Source organism: Reichenbachiella sp. MSK19-1, from assembly GCF_003590315.1.
GTDB classification, from domain to species: Bacteria; Bacteroidota; Bacteroidia; order Cytophagales; family Cyclobacteriaceae; genus Reichenbachiella; species Reichenbachiella agariperforans.
In genome coordinates this window covers 139,197-157,300 of record NZ_MIER01000002.1, presented here as the reverse complement: position 1 = coordinate 157,300, position 18,104 = coordinate 139,197, and the positions used below count along the sequence as shown (strand labels likewise).

Below are 18,104 nucleotides of genomic sequence, written 5' to 3'. Positions count from 1 at the left end.
CCTTAATCAATCTGCTCGATCAGCACCAAGCTCCATGGAGTCAGCTCCCGATCAATCTCTATATTCCCCTTTTTATCCGCCGTGACAAGTTCCGTCTTTAGGTTCTCTGCATACTGCTTCATCACCTTGATCTGCTCACGTGTCGGTGGCTCTGGCTTGCCCATCGATTCCCAGTAGTTGTAGATATTGCCACTTTCCCAATCCAACACTTCTAGTTTGAACTGTGCCCCTGGTTTCAAATCAGTGAGTTTAAATTTCAGTTGTCTACTTTTACCATTTTCGTATTTGTCTATTTTTCGGATACTTGAAGGTACTGCTTTGTAGTGATCTTCTGGGTAGTTGTAGGCCAACGATACAATCCTTCCATCGCCAGAATCTCGGCTCACGAAGAGGTAATCGTTTTTATAAAGTTGCTCATCGCCCAACTGATGCAACATGCGGTAGGCATGATACGAGGGCTTCACCAGGCCCTGATAGTTGATCATACCAAATCCGCCATGAAAGATGCTTTCTCCACCGCCTTTTTCCTCAAAAATATCGGTGAATGTCCAAAAAGCCAGCGAGTTAGTCAGTCCAATACAATCCAAGTTGACCTTGGTGATATAAGCTGCTGGAGGCAAGAAGTCATGCATCGCATCGCGGCTATTGGGGCTGGTATTCCACTCTGTGAGGTGGATTTCTGCATCAGGATAGGCACTTTTTTTGATCACCTCATTGAGCCATTCTATATCGTCTTTTGTGGAGTTTACATATCGTGAAAAATCTTTCCCTTTGCCCGTTGTGGGGTTGAATGGGTAATCCGTAGGGTAAGGGTGGGTAGATATAAAATCCATCGGGAGTTTCTCTTCTTCACAAAAGGCTAAGAAATCTTCAATCCAAGAGCCTTTCCACTCTAAGTCGTTGATATTGTCTGCAGTAAAGGTGATCAAATCACCATCTCTACTCTCCACCTCTCCGTCGTACCTGCCATCTGCTACGAAGTTGCTACTCGATGGCCCTCCTACTTTCAAACGCTCGTCTACCGATCGCACAGCAAGTACAGATTGTCTATACAACTCAAAGTACTGTGACTTAGTCCCGTCGAAAAAACCATAGTATAGGTTAGGTTCATTCCATACCTCGAAATACCACGTGAGCACCTCGTCAATACCATAGCGATCCACACAGTGCTGCGTAAAGGCCTGTACCAGATTGTGCCACTCATCGTACTTAGACTCATCGGGTGTGATGTTGGCTTTCCACCAAAACTGCGTCTTGCTGTTTTCGGCTGCTAGAGGGGTAGGAAAAAACGCCAACTCCACAAAAGGTCGTACGTTCAGATCCAGCATACGATCAAACAGATCGTCGATGTACTGCCAGTTGTAGGTGATCTTACCATCCTTCTCGAAGACGGGGAACATATCGTCGTGGAAGATGCCATGGAATCGCACATACTCGAATCCACAGTTCTGCTGTACCATCTCCAGCTGCTCCAGCCATCCGGCACGCAGGCCTTCGTTGGCTCGCCCTGCCCCTACACTCTTGCTCCAAAAGTGTTCGAACTTTTCTCCTTTGGACTTTGCACTTACAGTGACCGGTTTTTGTGCCCAGGTCATGCCAGCTTGTGCCAGCACCAATAGTAGTAATACTATGTTTTTCATATCAACTTTACTTCTTTATTCGTCTTTTCTAATTCACCCGTCCAGGAATCCTAACCCCAGAAGGAAATTCTTATTTGCTTATTTCATCGTCAAACACCTGCTCCAACTCGATGTAGTCGATGGCCAGCTGCCCTTCGGAGGGTTTCCAGTTTCTTTTGAAAATTCTCACCTGATTGTCACCTGCTTTGAGCTCTACGATACCAAAATCGATCGTGGTGAACACCGTGGATTGGGGAAACTTAAACTCCCGGTACTGGTGACTATTGATCAGGATGTCGTGGTTGGATTCACCATCAGGCGAAGCGTACCTCACTTTGAAACGGTACTTGGCCGGTTTGGCCACTTGCGCCAGCATGGTCACGTGATCGTAGGGGTTGTCGAAGTTGGTCACATAGCCCTTGCCGCTGTAGCCTTTGATCCAGGTATCTACAAAGACATTGTACAGTTCTCCGCCAGCAGCAAAACCATTCTCCGCCTCCAGGTGTATGGTCGTTTTGGTGCGTTTGGCTTTGCCCAAACCTTCTTTGGAAGGGACTATCGGGATGATGTTTCCTTTCTTGTCGTACTCCAGATAGTCTGCCATCACCGAACGAGTTTCGCTCAAGCCACCAGACAGCCAGGCGCTGTGATAAAACATGATGTCTTTCCCTTTGTAGGTAACAGTGCCTCCATGATTGGTACCACTTTGCCCTTCGAAATCGTCGATAAATACTCCCTTATAATCATAAGGACCCAACGGCTGATCGGCCACTGCATAAAACATCTTCTCAGGCCATCTGCGTGGAGTCAGGCCTGGATAGGTCAGATAGTATTTGTCTTGACGCTTGTGCACCCAGGGCCCTTCGAATACGTGCGTGAGTTGTGAAGTCAATTCCACATAAGTCTCTGGTTTGATAGACATCAAGTCCTCATTCAACTCTGCGGCGAAACATTTTCGGTCATGCCCCCAAAACAAGTAAGGTGTCCCTTCGTCGATAAAGATGGCCGGATCCTGACCAAACTCTACCCCCTTGATATAGCCCAGATCGGTGAATGGTCCCTCAGGCACATCGCTCCGCGCCACCCCAGTACGAAACAGCCCAATTCCGGCTTCTTTCATACAGTAGATGATATAGTATTGGCCTCTATAATAAGCAGCATCCATTGCCCAGGCGTGACTCTCGGCCCAATCGACATTGTCTAAATGCAGGATACGACCATGATCCGTCCAGTTGACCATATCTGTGGTAGAAAAAGCATGGTAGTCTGTCATGCCATAGTGGTTGTTGGATCCGGGCTCGTCGCGCGTGGTATAGACCCATAGCCGCTCATCATTGGGCCAGACGTGTGGTGATGGGTCGGCGGTGTACAAGTGTGTGAATATGGGGTTTTGTGCATGAGCCATCTCAATTGAAATCATGGCCATGAAGAAAAAAATATGCTTTCGAATCATGCTAGTTTGATGCTATAGTTTTGGCAACATGTCCTTATCAAGTTAGTTTCTTGATGAAAGTCCATTATCGCCCTCCTTTAAAATTTAAAGCTAGTGACGACACATGGACGAGGGCATAACTTATGGCTCAAATAGCTACATATATGATCCAAAATAGCACTTATTACTTTGAGAGCAATTGTTTCACAGAAGAAGACCCAAAGGTTTTGGCTTCACTCACCTAGCACTGGGAAGTTTTATTCATACGCGCAACGATTTTTTTCACCTCTCATAAGAATACTTCGAAGATTCTATTTCATTGTCAACTCCAAGATCTTCTACAGCTCCATTGGTTATTATCTTATTGCGACTCGCTTTTGCATTCAGCTCTACAGGCATATCAGTCGAGTTACGTAGCACTACACCAGAGGTAGGAGTCGAGCCCAAAGGGCTAAAACCATTGTTAGCAGGTGGTCGTGTGGTGCCGATTCTGATGGGGTGCGATTGTCCTCTTGTCATATTTCTCCATTTGCTTAGGGTCACCTGATGGTCATAGCCAGAGATGAGTGCTAGCGCATGTACGGTAGTCTGAGATTCAGTGGGCAGAAGAAACATCTCCACATGGGATGGTTGATCTCCATACACGTACAACAAAGGACCATGGGCAACATCACCACGGCTATTTTGGACCGTGACTCCTCCTACATTGTAGCCCACTTCACACCCTATGGTTTCACTATCTTTGATCAATACATCGTCTGTGATCTTCCCAAAAGCAAAACCGATCCGTGTGTTTTTTGCCTTACAGTTGACTGCTGTCACGGCTCCAGTTTTGATCCCTTTTACTCCACCTTTTCCGTACATTCGAAAGCCACATTCGTTAAGTGACTTGGTGTAGCCTCTTGGGATCAACTTCTCCCCGCTGTAATTAGTGTATACGGATGCAAAGCTATTGTCATACGCCAATCCAGAAGTTTCGGCGAGCATCGCATCGGTCGTTCGGGTCACACCTTCAGCGTAGCAATTTTCGAAATAGACATTTCGACCGCCCTGCACAAAAAAGCAGTGACCAAAGGCTTTCGAATAAATAGAACTATCTACTATGCTGTCGTTGAGTCCTTCGATACACATCCCGCTATGCTTTTGTAAACGAACGAGTGCTCCTCCACCTTTACCCAACAAATCGCCATAGCCATAAGGTGACGAACCACTGATATTGAGTGTTACCTTCTCTATTTTTACATTCTCTCCTGCTACAGTCATGGAATGACCTCCTTTGAATGTAGGATGATTTCCAATATCTGTGACTGTCAGCCCTTTGATGTGGACGTTGTTTCCTCTCACATATAATTCGATGACTCGAGCCTTAAAAATGCTCAAGAGTTCGGTATCCACTTCTATAGTTACTCCTGTCAAATCAAAAGTATTGTCACTACCACTAAAATCGATCATGGCATATCTGCCTACACCATCCGGTTTCGTTTTCTTCACCACTTTGTCGGTCAGGTATTCCTTCATTTGGTACACGCCAGGTTGCATACTAACGATATTTCCATCCTGAGCTGCATATTTGGCTAATTCAGTGATGGAATGGACCTTTATTTCTGCTGCCTGTATTGCGCTGTGGCTCAACAGTAATCCAATGATCCAGTAACCTATTTTTCTATTCATATCTTTCGTTATTCTGCTTTGCCCATGACACTTCGCAATCGCTTTTCTTTGTCCTCACTCCAATAGTCACAATCGAGATTGATAAAAACGGAGGTATAGGGGATCGTCATATTGGTTTTGAGAATCAATACCTTAACATCTCCGAGGCACGATCCAATTGTTCAATAATCTGTTCGTGCGACATCTCAGCAACTTCACTACTACCCAATAACCTATCTAAATCCTCCTTGTAGCTCCCTACTCCGGGTGCATCCTGATCGGTCACAAAAGCCAACTCTTGATCGAACATAATCTTTGGCCTTACATGAGGACTTAATTCAATTTGCTGCAATACGTAGGTCAAAACTTCTGATTGGCTTTCACCTGTTACCAGTGTGGTAATCCCTTTCGAATTTTGTGAAGGATAAGCCGAATCGGCAACCACAATCCAATTGCGATGACCCAACTCAGCCAACTGAGTATCAAATGCTGATTTCCAATCGTTTTGACATCCACAAAAGGTGCTGATTATCAAGGCCAGCATCAGACCAATTTTCTTTCTTTCTATATTCATCAGCTTTCTAAAATCCGTTGTATTGTTTATCTGATATCTAAAACTGCCTTTTCGCCCGCCTCAATTTTTAGTGGCTTTTCGAATATCAATTGGGTCTCATCGGTCAAAGAGAAAGAGCTCAACAACACCGACCCATGAGCTACTGACAGCTCTACTTGAGAACCAGACTGTGTACACACGCCCCACGCACTGCCATTGGACCAAAACATACTACCTTCGAAAGGGGCAAAAGCCATCGACTGATCCACCGCAGAATATTGAAAACCTGACAGTGCCAACACAGCTCCCCAACTCGCCATGGCGCGGGCATAATTATGTCCGCATTCTGCCTCATTGAATGGGTTTCGCTTTAGACCATCATAGCGATCTCTGATATTTTTGATATTCAATAGTCCATCTTCGGTTTGCTCTTCGTATAGCATCCCTACAGCCGCAGTGTATTCAAATCCCGTCATGGCTTCTGTGAAATAGGGGAAGGGGTGTTTCGGACGATCGCCCGGATAGCTGGCCATCACGAGGGATTTTTCATCTCCTAGCACAAAGGAACGCATGCTGTTGAAATCCGAATTGCTATCGTCTCGATAGTTGTATTTCATGATGCTTTGCAGAGTGGTTTTTACATTCTGCTCATCGGTAAGGTAGCCCAGTCCGCATATGTGTGCGAGATATTGCCCTACCAGTTGATCCACCAGACATCCTTCGCCTAGCTGGTAATCCGGATTGCCAAGATCCTTGGATTCTAACCCCTTGAGGAGCGATGGTGCGATGTCATCTATACTTTCTGGTGCTTCTATCAAATGGATATAATATTCGCCATTGAACAGGTTGTCATCAATCCATTTGCTGCCTTTCTCAAATAGTTTACGACAGGTTTTAGCAAATTTCACATCTCCGGTGTATCTGGCCATTTCTTCCGATGCCCGCAGTGCTCCCAGATACCAAATGCCCATTTGCGGATTGGGACCAAAATACTGCACATCCATCGTATTGTGCTGGCATCCGTCCATCACGCCGTCTTTGTCGGCATCCCAGCCTCCATCTATCCAGCAGTATTCCATGGCCTTTTTTACATTGGGCCAGAGTTTGAGCAATAGTTCATCGTCTCCACTCAACTGCCAATCCCGGTACATCCGCATAATGCTTCCCATTTGACCATCTGCTGCCGTGCGATCAAAGTAAGTGGCTCGCTCCAATGGCAATCCGACGCGGAAATTCAACATACCCAAATCATCGGTGGCGTGTCCAAACTCGACTTCTCGCATCGAACGAGACAGTCCGCTAAACAAGAACGCTGTGGCCTGCTCGTAATTCCAAACATGTGTACAAGATCCATGACAAATCCCGCCTACATTACTCGTGCCTTCCCATCCGAAAAATTTACCGTCTGCTGTTCTAAAACAGGTTTGGGTTCGTAGCGTACTGCTGTTGTACAGGGCGGATTCTTTGACTACATCTGGCAAATCGCTATTCACAAAGGCATTGACAAATTGCAAAGACTTCCCTTCAAGTTCGGGGATTTGAGGAACCACTTTTTCCGCTACGTCCCAGGCATCAGCATACTGGGTTGCGTAGTAATTCGTCAACCTATTGTCTATACCATCGTCTAGTGGAGACCAACTCATACGATTAGGAAAGTGCCAGGTGAGGTAAAAAGTAACCTCTCTACTGCTATTGGCAGGCACGGTGACCTCCACTGCCAGCGAGCCCATGGGTCTATCCTCCACATTGGAAGAGCGGCCTTCGAGCTGCCCATCGGCGCTAAAATCATCCCAGTAGTCCAGCCGAGCATTGCTCCACTCGTCCTTGCTCCAAGAGGTCCGGTAGGTGATCTTTTCGTCTACTGAGGTAGTCAAAGCCATCGTTCCCCAGGCATCATCGCCTTGGTCTACGCCCTCAGAGCGCATGTATATTCCCTGTACCCCGTTGTCCTTGCGGAAATCGTTTTTATTATCTTTTGCGCCAGTAGCGGTCCAAAAACCTCTCCCTTTCATTTCTTGATCTGATCCGTCCATACCTATGAAATTGGGCATGTTGCCTGAAATAGAAGCCTTCACGGCTTGATCCGTGGGATTAGTCAACTCATAAGTGAGCACTGCTATCGGTATTCCGCTGGCATCAGCATCTCCAGGGATGTAGGGATTAAATGCTTTTATTCTCACATCCAGAGGCATATCGCTGTCCGAAAGCAACACCTGTCCAAAGGGATAGGCTGCCTTGAATATGCACGAATCGAAACGAGGGAAACCATGGTTGGGTGTATTGCTCCCAAAAGGGCCTTCGTATAAAGACACGTCCAGGGGTCCTTCGAGCGCCCGAGTGGCACGCTGGCCATCGGCTGTCTGGGTGAATAATGCAAAAAATGGCCCTATGTATCCACGGTGCTCACTGGTAGGTATATAACCATTGGCTCCAGTGTTCATAATCGCCCAATCTCTCAAATCTCCCCGACCTCCCAGCGATACCGTACCCGTCCCGATACCACCGATCGGCATGGCGATTCTGGCGATATGGTCTTGATCGTAGCTAGTCAATACTGGCCAATCTTCGGCAGGCATTCGCACCACTTCTTGGATCACTTTGTGAGTCTTCCCTTCGGTGTCTTTCACAGCCTGTGCCTGTACCTGTACAACTGCCAGAAGACTCAAAATGTACAACCCCAATTTCCTTTGCATGGTTTCTTTCCTTTATTACCTATTCCTTATTCGAAAGACACATCTTTCACAAACTCATTGATCGTGACCTGATCAGCCGTCACCTTTTTGCCATCCAATACCACATTGTCGAAAATCACCCCTTCGATGGTATGCTCTTCGTCAAAACCGATGAGCTGCATACTGGCATGGTCACGGATGATGTAGGGCTTCCAATCCGAACCGTCCTGAAATCCCGTGAGGGTCGTGTCTATAGGTGCGGAAGTCGCCACGATGTCTTTGAACAACACATTGCGCACATTGCCACGCTCCTCGCTCTCAGTCCAGCGCGTCTTCCCGATCCAGCCTGAGATCAGCCTGCGGGCTTCTTCTACTCTTATGTTTTGGAAGGTAACATCGCTGATCAATGCATCATCGCAATGGTAAATGCGCAAGGCAGTCTCGCGCCCTACGTCATGGATCACGTCACAGTCTTCGAAGAGGATATTGCTCACATTTTCATGAATCTCCGCGCCTATGCTCAGGGCATGCGCCAGCTCGTTCCATACTACGATCTTTCGGGTATGTATGTCTCTGACCTCTCCCTTGCCGGGAAAAGACTTGACCACTACGGCATCATCCAAGGTGCGCATGAAGCAATTTTCGACCAGAACAGTACGGCTATTGGAGATATCCACCCCGTCGGAGTTGCCTCTCCAGCCGATGATCTTGACATTGTCGACATGCAGATTGTCCGATGCCTGTAGAGGGATCGTCCAGTGGCTAGGGTCGACGATGGTCACGCCCTCGATGCTCACCTGATCGGAGTGCTGCGCAAAAATGGTATAGCGTCGTTTCTTTTTAGGGATGGCGGATTGATCGATGATCCCCCGTCCACGAATGGTCATATTCGTGCCCTCCAAAAAGAAAGTAGGCGGTGTCTGGTTCTGACCGATTACCTTCTCCATTTTCGCTTCGTCAGGATCTACCACGGCGCGCAAGTATGCCCCTCCAGCCAGATAAACGGTCTGACCATCCTTTACCTCGACGTGGGTTACCTCATGTACGCCCGGGCCATAATAGATCACATTGGGATCGTCTGGACTCGGCACGTTTTGCTCCATAGGGTTGGCAAAAATGTGCAGAGACTCATGCCAGTCTCCATTGAACTCGATCGTCAAATGTTGAGGTTGAGCCACCTCAAAGCTGACCGTATTACCCGCTATAGTCGGTTCGATCCCAAAAGAGCTAGGCAATATTTTTACTGAATCAACAGGTTTGGGATAGGTAACTGTCACCTGTACTGCTTCAGCGCCCATGTCGAAAGAACCAAAGGAGGCAAACCCAAACTTGCTCCTTGAATGATTGAGACGTGGAACCGGGTCTTTGGTGGCGACTTTGGTTTTGAAAATCGGTACTTCCTGCCCCTCCACAGTCACCTGATAGGCTGCGGACAACTCGATACCCTCTGGAGCTGCGTAGACCTTAACTTTAGTCTCCTGCTGCTGACAAGCAGTGCCCCCTACTATCCACCCGACTAGCATCATCATGCTCAATGTTCTTTTCCTTCTACCAGCGAATAGTTTCATGTTTGTTTTCATTAAAGATTCCTTCACAGTTGTCATTTTCTAATTCGTACTTTCTGCTCTGATCATTTTTCCATCCTTCCATTCTTCGACGCTTACTTTTATTTCTCCTTCTTCGGATTCCATATCAGAGATAAGCAATTTCTGCATGCGACCATCAGTCAGCGTCACAGTGAGTTCGTTTTCATTTTTGGCTTCTACCGATTCGATCATCGATTCGCTTTGGTACGGTTCTATGATCGTGAGGTATCTGGTTTGAGTGCCCGTCGTTCTTACTGCCATGGATTTCAACCTTGCGCTTTCATCACCCAGAGGAAAGTCTCCTCCAATTTTTGCCTCAAATCGTTCAACTTCCATTCCACTCAAGTCCAAGGTGATGACCGCTGCTTCCTTGTTATTTTCAGCCTGTGCAGGAATGGAATTATCCATCGGCTCACCTGCTATTTTGATCGGTCCCCCATAGTAATCCTTACCCTCACTAGCTGGACGCAGTACATTTTCGTATTGTGCAGGTAGAGATGAAAGGAATACTTCAGTACCATCTCGCATTACCAGCTTGGCATCTCCCCAGAATATGGTGTTGTTGCGGATCTGACCTGGTGTCTTGGTAGTCAGGATCAATTGTTTCCTTCCAGATACATCCAGAGATACGTCCTTGCTGCCCAGGATCCATGCTCCCGTGCTATCACTGAGTAGCTCCTGACCATCGGCACTGACTGTATACCACAGTTGTTTATTCACATAAAAACCTTCCGTAGACGTACCGATCATGATTTCTGCTTTGGGAGGCCAGGCCTTGATCACGTCGATTTGGAGTGGGCCGTCTAGGCTATGTGGCAGGCGCACGCCTTCATTGTCACAACCTTCGCCCCAGCACATTTCGAACTTGGTACGGGAGACGCCCTCTACCTCGTACCAATTGCAGTCCGTGATGAATTGTCCACTACCTAATGGATCCGTATTCATCTGATTGGTATGCCTGACCAGCTCCACCTGATCTGCCTCGATAGCTCTAAAACCCTTGGCTTGAAACATCCAATCAAACTCGTGATCCTCTTCGCCTTTGAGATAATCGGCCAGTAGGATATAATCGTCCATTACGACCATCGCTCTACGCTGCATAACTGGCTCAGTAAAACCAGTCACTTCAGAATAAGCTGGTGCATCATCTGGCACGGGGATCGACCTACCCTCCTCCCATACTTTCTCGGCAAAAGTCTGATCACTGTTGTAATGAATTCCTCCATAGGGTGCATAGCTCCATTTAGAATTCGTTTCTAAAGCGGTCGCCTGCATCATTTCTCCAGAGTGAAAGAGCAATCTTGCGTTCTTGACAGGCTGTTGCATTTTTTGATCCACAACCACCATGTTTTTGTTGAGTGATACCTGCTTCCAAAACTTGTAGAGGTAGCTACCATAGCCGTACCAGTACATCAAAGTGCCATAAAAACTGCGACCGTAACGACTCATATGCACCAGATTGGTCCTGTCGAAGTGGCCGTGATAGCCCCCATGCGAACCGTAGTGCAGTGCGGCCTGGATTTGCTCGGACTGCTCTCGGTCTTCGGTTTGGGAACGCAATTGCACAATCCCCATGTTGTCCGCATAGGCCGAAACGCTCATTTTCTCAGAATTCACATCTGGTAAATTGGGCAAGCCATAGAGCAGGTCTCTTTTATCCCCTCGGTTGATCACCGCTGCATATTCAGGATCCCCATAGAGGTAGTAAGCCAACTCGTAAGACTTACCAGAGAGCTTGCCCTCTACCGCATCGTTGACTGCTAGTAGCACCCCGCGAAAATCAGCAAAAGGAAGTGCAGCATCCCACATATCCTTGATCCCAACATGGTTTTTTTCGATCTTCCCCCACTTTTCGAACTCCATGCCCATGATGCCGCTTTCGCGTCGACTAGAGAGCAGGGAGAAGTGTTCGGTGGTACCAATCGGGAAGGTTCTATCTTTGAAATTGATACCCCAGGGCTCTAGTGCCAATGCTATTTCCGAAAACTCGGTCGCCACCCAGGTATTGTACCCAACGGCGCATTCGTACCACCAGCCGTCGCTCATGATTCCGTGCTCCAAGTGCTTGTATATCCCTGTAGGGTTGGTCAATAGCTGATCGATCAGATGCCAATCTTGTAGATTCAAAGCACAGTACATAGCTGCCGTGAGCTCGGCCACATTCCAGTTGCTAATAGCCCCTTTGGTGTTGCCTTTCAGGGTTTGAGTAGCGAAAAGTCTGAAAGTTTCTGCTGTAAGGCGCTTGTCTTCCTCTGTTACTTGAGGACTCGTCCTGATCATGTCATACATTCGGGCTACCGACTGCCAAAATTTGCCTTCACCTACAAAAGAATTGCTTCCGCCCACTAGAGTAGCAGGATATCCAGTTTGTGGATCGATCAAACGGCGCAAGAGCTTCAGGCATTTGGTCACGTAGGCTTCATTGCCAGTCAGCTGATAAGCGATACCGCAATCGAGCGCACCATAGGCACTTGTGTTAAAAACGGAAACCCCAAGCGGTCTGTCATTTATATCGGACAAATCAGCTCCAGTAGGTGCCTCCCATTTTTCGGCTTTACGTATGTACTCTTCTAAACCTTCTTTGGCCCAATCGTATTTTTCCGCTTTTTGCCTAACCTCTTCCCATCCTTGAGCTGTAAAGACAACATTTGGGAATGGCACACTCACCGCGGTTTTGAATGTCAAGGTAGCCTCTCCCTCTCCATTGGCAATAGCTTTGATGACTTGCGTTTCGCGGATGCCTTGTGGCAAATGATCTGGAACATCTACCGTAAGGATACATTTCTTCACTTCACCCGGCGCTAGCTGTAGTTCCGATGGCTCGATACTCGCCTGCATCGACTCCCAACCCATGGTCTCTATACGCATCTGGATACCCTGTGGCCGATCGGTAGTATTGCCTACTTCGAATTCGTACTGAACCTGAGCACCCGCATCGACGGACTTGCCCTGAATACCTGCCTCGAGGTAGGTGGCATAGCCCTTAGTGACTTGAACGTTTTTAATCTGATACTCCGAATTATCCCCTGCACCTACCGATAACAATACATGCTTGACCGCAAAAAGTGTGGCCCATCTTTGACCAGCATCTACATCGAACATATCCCAAGGGATGTACACTTTCTGCCAGCCTTGACCTACCAGTTCTACTTGAGCTGTACTTACGGGATTGAGGTCTCCATAGTCGAGCGAATCCACTTTGAATATAGCTGTGACTTGTGCTCTGTTTTCCTTCTTGAGATAAAGATCGAATTCTAGCCCACTATAAGATGTCCAATCGGCAGCATCTCCCAGAAACGGTCTTTTGATTCCAGGAAAATAGATCCGGTTTTGATCCGAATAAGTGTAGGTGATAGTGTCTCCAGCAGCGAGCCACGCTGCCCCTTTTTTAACCTTCGATACTCCTGTCCAATCCGAAAAATCTCTGGCGCCTACCGGATCGGTTGGTTGCGCATGTATCGCTATACCCGACAAGAGTAATAGAAAAAGCAGAACGCTCGTTTTCATCAATAAATGTGTTTTGTCTCTTAATTTTTGTATCATTTCGAACTTTCTTCTCTTACCAATTCACCGTTAATATATTCCTGAGTTGACACTTTAATATCCGTACCCTCTCCTTCTAAGTTTTCGATAAGGATCCGCTGAACCCTACCATCATTTAATACTACTTCTAATTCCTTTTCACTTTTGGCACGTACAGATTTTATCATAGACTCACTTTCGAAAGGCTCAATCACTGATAGGTATCTTGCTTCTTTACCTTCGGATCTTACAGCCAAGGTTTTTCTTCTTGGTGTTTCGTCTCCGAGTGGAAAATCTCCACCTATTTTGGCTTTGAAAGCCACTACGTCCATTCCAGATAAACCGAGACTTATACTTGCATTTTCGTGGCTATTTTCAGGCATCCCTGGTATGGAGCTTTCCATCAATTCCCCCGATATTTTAATAGGACCGCCGTAATAATCTAAACCAGGAGAATCCGGCTGTAGGATGTTTTGGTAATCTAGATCGAGCGATGATAGTAGCACTTCTGACCCATCGGCCTTCACCAACCGGGCATTTCCCCAAAAGATCGTATTGTTTTTAACTCGACCTTGTAATTGGGTACTGAGTACCAACTCCTTTTTTCCTTGCAGCTGGATGTCGATCTCTTTGCCTCCTAAAATCCACGCTCCTGTACTATCGTTTAGCAGGGTTTCACCATCTGCTTCTACCGTGTACCACAGTTGCTTATTGACGCCATGCGATTCGGGAACGGTGGCTATGGCTACTTCATTTTCCAAAGGCCAAGCGTTGAACACATCGATTTTCAATGGGCCATCTTCGCTGTTTGGTGCTCGAGTACCTTTGTTGTCACACTCATCGCCAAAACACATCTCAAAGCTGCTGCGCGCTGTTCCTTCAGTTTGGTACCAATTGACGTCTGTAAAAAACTGGGCTGCTCCCAATGGGTCTGTACTGAACTGATTGTCGTGGCGAAGGAATTCTTTTTTTGGTGCGCTGATCTCTTGAAAACCTTTCATCTGAAACAACCAATCAAAAGTGTGCGCTTGATCGGACGCTAGATAATCCGCTAGAACCACATAATCGTCCATCATTACCATCACACGACGTTGGGTAACGGGCTCCGTAAAATCATTGATCTTGCCGTATTCCGGAGCATTTTCTGGCACATCGATTGAGCGGCCTTCTTCCCATGTTTTTTCTGCAAAAGTCATCCCCTCTTTGTAGCTATACACAATACCGCCGTAGGGAGGATTGCTCCATCTGGCTCTGGTCTCCACGGCAGTGGCTTGCATCATATCGCCCGTGTGAAAAAGCGTTCTGAAGCTTTCTTTGGGTTCCTGCATTTTCTGATCTACTACCACCATGTTTTTGGTCATTGAGGTTTGCACCAAAAATTTATAGTTGTAGCTGCCGTACCCGTACCAGATCATTTCGGGATTGAAGAAACTGCGACCATAGCGCATCATGCTCAGGAAGCTAGTTCTATCAAAATGACCGTGATACCCGCCATGAGTGCCATAATGAAGTACCGCCTGAATCTGATCTCTCTGTGCGCGTCCATCGGCTTGTGAGCGCAATTGAACCACTCCCATGTTGTCGGCATAGGCAGATTGCGTATTTTTCACGGAAGTAACTTGGGGCAATTCAGGCACACCGTACAGCAGATTTCTCTTTTCGTTTTTATTAAGTACTGCGGCATATTCTGGATCTTTGTACAGATAATAAGCCAACTCGTAAGGCTCTCCCGTCACACGGCTTTCTTGCGCATCATTCACGGCAAACATCACCCCACGGTAATCAAGGAAAGGCACCAATGCATCCCACATATCTTTGATCGAAACACTGTTTTGGTGCATAGTCCCCCATTTGTCGAAATTCATACCGTACAAACCTGGCTGCATTCTTTCTGGTAATAGCGAATAATAGGGTGTGGTACCGATGGGCACCTCTGCATCTATAAAATTGATGCCCCAAGGTCGCAGTGCGATACCTATTTCCGAAAACATGGTGGCGCACCATAGATTGTAACCCACCGCGCATTCGTACCACCAGCCATCGCTCATGATGCCTTGAGAAAACTGTCTCAAGATACCTGAAGGCGAGTGAAGTGTCCAATCTACCAAGGTCCAATCCTGAATAGCCAAGGCACAATAAAAAGCCCCTGCCAACTCACTCAGGTCCCAGTTGTTGACTCCTCCATCATCATTACCCAACTGTGCCGTTTCGATGTACAACCTGAATGTGTTTTCGATCAGCTTATGATCTTGCTCGGTCAATAGACCTGATGTTCTAATCATGTCGTAGGTACGCGCTATATCTTGAAATATCCCGCCTTCCTTCACAAAATTGTTTTGGTTGACACGCAACGTAGTGGGGTATCCCGTTTCTGGGTCTATCAGTTTGCGGAGAAAGTCCACACATTTTTGGGCATATTCTTCTTTGCCCGTCAGTTGATAAGCAATCGCACAATCCATCAATTTTCCTCCTTCATTGCTATGAAAAAGGTATTTGCCCTTTTGCGCATTCATTGAAGGTATTTTATCAGCGATATCGGGCACATCCCATTTACTGGCTTTCTCTTCATACATCTCAAGCTCAGCCTGGGCCCAGCTATAGTTTTCAATTTTATCGCGCACTTTCTGCCAATTGTCTGCGGTGTGAACCATGAAAGGCGACGGTACCGTGACTGCCGTGGTAAATTCCATTGTTGCTAAAGCACTGCCGTCACCATTGGCGATGGCCTCCAATCGTTGCTGCTCTCGCACGCCCACAGGGAGAGTTGCTGGCAACTGTACCGATACTTCGATTGTCTTTATCTCCATCGGATTCAGGCTTACCACCGATGGGCTCACACTAGCCTGCATCGCTTCCCATCCTACTCTTGGGAAAGTCAGTTGGACCTTTTGCACCTCACTGGTAGTGTTGCCGATTTCTACAGCGTACTGTACAGCATCCCCTGCCTTCGCAGATTTACCTCGAATGGATGCATCCAAATAAATACGCTCCCCTTTGGTCAATACTATATCCTTGATTTTCAAGCTTTGATTCTCGGTAGAAGTAAGTTTGATGGAAAAATCCTTCACGCCTTGCAGCGTACCTCTTTGGCCTTCTGCCAAGTCGAACAATTGCCACGGTACATAGGCTTTTTGCCAACCCGAGCCATAGAGCTGAATGACGGCACTGCTTTTGGTTTGTAGTTTTCTGGTATTTTTCTCGTCTACCTCAAAGGTCAGCTCTATTTCCGCATTCGATTCTTTCTTCTGATATATTTCGAATGATAGCCCCTGATAGATACTCCAATCCGCACCGCTATAAAAATCTCTAAATCCTTTGTCTGAGTTTTCACCATCTGGATAGCTAAAATCAATGCGTTTTCCGCTACTTACCATGGCTTCATTGCCTTTGACTTTTTCTATGCCAGACCAACCCGAAAAATCCGAAGACCCTATATGCGCGATAGGCTGTGCCCTTGCCCCTATAGAGATGAGAAAAACAAAAATTAGTAATGCAGTTTGATTTAGTTTCATAATTGTGATGCCTTAGATGGCTTGCTGATAAAGCTCTTCTGTTCGTTTTCTTAATTCCTTTAAAATCTCCTGATGCTCTGGGCTATCTGCCAGATTGTTTTGTTCTGATGGGTCTTGTGCTAAATCATATAGCTCTTCGATTTGAGGCGTGTGCTCATAAAAAACAATATACTTCCAGCGGTCCATTCGGATGCCTCTGCTACGGTAGGATTTGTTCTCATCGATCAACTTTTGGTTGATTTCATCTACATTTTCCTTGTAGCGTTCTTTGAACATGTCTACTAAAAAAAGATCCTCCATCAGCACTGCATCACGCCACTGTGTCATGTCTTGTGATTGATCCAAAATACCACTGATATCTCGGCCTTGCATACTAGCTGGTGGCTCCAGCCCTGCAAGTGACACAATAGTGGGTGCTACATCTACGGAAGAAATCAGTGCATTTTCTCTCCGCTGTTGTTGCGCTTTTGGTTTTCTACCGTCGTACACTATAAAGGGAGCTTTCACCGATTCTTCATACAAGAGGCACTTATCAAACAAGCCATGCGAACCTTGAAAGCGACCATTGTCACTAGTGTAAATGATTATCGTATTGTCCAGGATCCCCATTTCTTCTAGCTTCTGCATCAAAAGTCCTACCTGCTCATCTACCGAATAGCCTTGGGCGGCAAATCGACGCACGAGCCGCTGATACATTTCGGGCGTAGACGAACGCTGGCGGTGCAGATATACCCCCCTGGCATTCTCCCTGACTACCTCGGGCAAAGCTTCATTGTCACCTTCTACCCAATTGTCAGGCACGGCAAACTCATGATCCTTGTATGGCTCAAAATGCGGCCAATACACATCGCGATCTCTGTCGTGCTTCACGGCATAAAAATTTACCGACAGACAAAATGGTTGATCAGCGGGCTGGGTATCTAAAAAACGAAGCATGGCTTCACCCGTGCGCAAAGTCCTTCCAGAGTTTTTGCGCCCTTCACTAAATATCCCTGACAGCACTGAGTCTTCTTCCGGCCAGGTGACCAGGCCTTTGTGATCGTAAGTCTCACTCCCAGCAAAATAATCGAACACCCCACCCATCTGCTCCCGATAGTGATGCTCCTTGGGCGTACTCGGGCGGGTTGCTTCGTTGGTTACAGTGAAGCCGACTTTGCCTACAAAGCCCGTGCGATAGCCTGCTGTTTTCAACAGTGCAGGATAGCTTTTGGTAAAATCCGCTTGTGATAACGTGTAATCGTTAGGAGCCACAAAGCCCACGTTGTGATTGGAGTTGTAGCGGCCTGTCAGCATCGTGACCCTACTGGGCATGCATACTGCCACGGCATAATAGGCATTGTCAAAAGTCACTCCATCGGATGACAGCTTGTCGATATTGGGCGTGTTGAACTCTGGACGGCCGTAGCAACCCAGATTATCCCAGCGCTGATCGTCCGTCATCAGAAAAATGATATTGGGCTGAGTGCTCGTCTCCTCTACCACAGTGGCAGGAGAAGTACAAGCACCCAGCAGCAACACCATAAGTGCGAATATGTATGCCGGCTTTATCAACAGTCTA

The 18,104-nt window shown here is 47.0% G+C and carries 9 protein-coding genes; all 9 read right to left on the bottom strand.

Annotated features, from left to right (window positions below; all coding sequences use genetic code 11):
- Positions 1 to 2 precede the first annotated feature (2 nt).
- A complete protein-coding gene (locus tag BGP76_RS00790; protein ID WP_119843265.1) occupies positions 3 to 1,640 on the bottom strand; it encodes a glycoside hydrolase in 1,638 nt (545 codons plus the stop codon).
- A gap of 70 nt (positions 1,641 to 1,710) precedes the next feature.
- Complete coding sequence (locus BGP76_RS00785; RefSeq protein ID WP_119843264.1) at positions 1,711 to 3,072, bottom strand: family 43 glycosylhydrolase; 1,362 nt, start codon at positions 3,070 to 3,072, stop codon at positions 1,711 to 1,713.
- Between the two features lie 261 nt (positions 3,073 to 3,333).
- Positions 3,334 to 4,722 carry a hypothetical protein gene (locus BGP76_RS00780; protein WP_119843263.1) on the bottom strand — a complete coding sequence of 463 codons (1,389 nt, stop codon included), beginning with the start codon at positions 4,720 to 4,722 and terminating at the stop codon, positions 3,334 to 3,336.
- Positions 4,723 to 4,846: 124 nt separating this feature from the next.
- Positions 4,847 to 5,275, bottom strand: a complete 429-nt coding sequence (locus BGP76_RS00775) for an RbsD/FucU domain-containing protein (RefSeq protein ID WP_119843262.1) — start codon at positions 5,273 to 5,275, stop codon at positions 4,847 to 4,849.
- Positions 5,276 to 5,301: 26 nt separating this feature from the next.
- Entirely contained in the window at positions 5,302 to 7,947 is a 2,646-nt protein-coding gene (locus tag BGP76_RS00770) for a GH116 family glycosyl-hydrolase (RefSeq protein WP_119843261.1), read from the bottom strand.
- A 26-nt stretch (positions 7,948 to 7,973) separates the two neighbouring features.
- Positions 7,974 to 9,494, bottom strand: a complete 1,521-nt coding sequence (locus tag BGP76_RS00765; RefSeq protein ID WP_158583972.1) for a glycosyl hydrolase family 28 protein — start codon at positions 9,492 to 9,494, stop codon at positions 7,974 to 7,976.
- 39 nt (positions 9,495 to 9,533) lie between these two features.
- Positions 9,534 to 13,019: a hypothetical protein gene (locus BGP76_RS00760; RefSeq protein WP_147407338.1), complete on the bottom strand. Its 3,486-nt coding sequence runs from the start codon at positions 13,017 to 13,019 to the stop codon at positions 9,534 to 9,536.
- Between the two features lie 32 nt (positions 13,020 to 13,051).
- Entirely contained in the window at positions 13,052 to 16,546 is a 3,495-nt protein-coding gene (locus tag BGP76_RS00755; RefSeq protein ID WP_119843258.1) for an alginate lyase family protein, read from the bottom strand.
- A gap of 12 nt (positions 16,547 to 16,558) precedes the next feature.
- On the bottom strand, positions 16,559 to 18,097 hold the full coding sequence (locus BGP76_RS00750) for a sulfatase-like hydrolase/transferase (protein WP_221409827.1): 1,539 nt from the start codon (positions 18,095 to 18,097) through the stop codon (positions 16,559 to 16,561).
- Positions 18,098 to 18,104 lie beyond the last annotated feature (7 nt).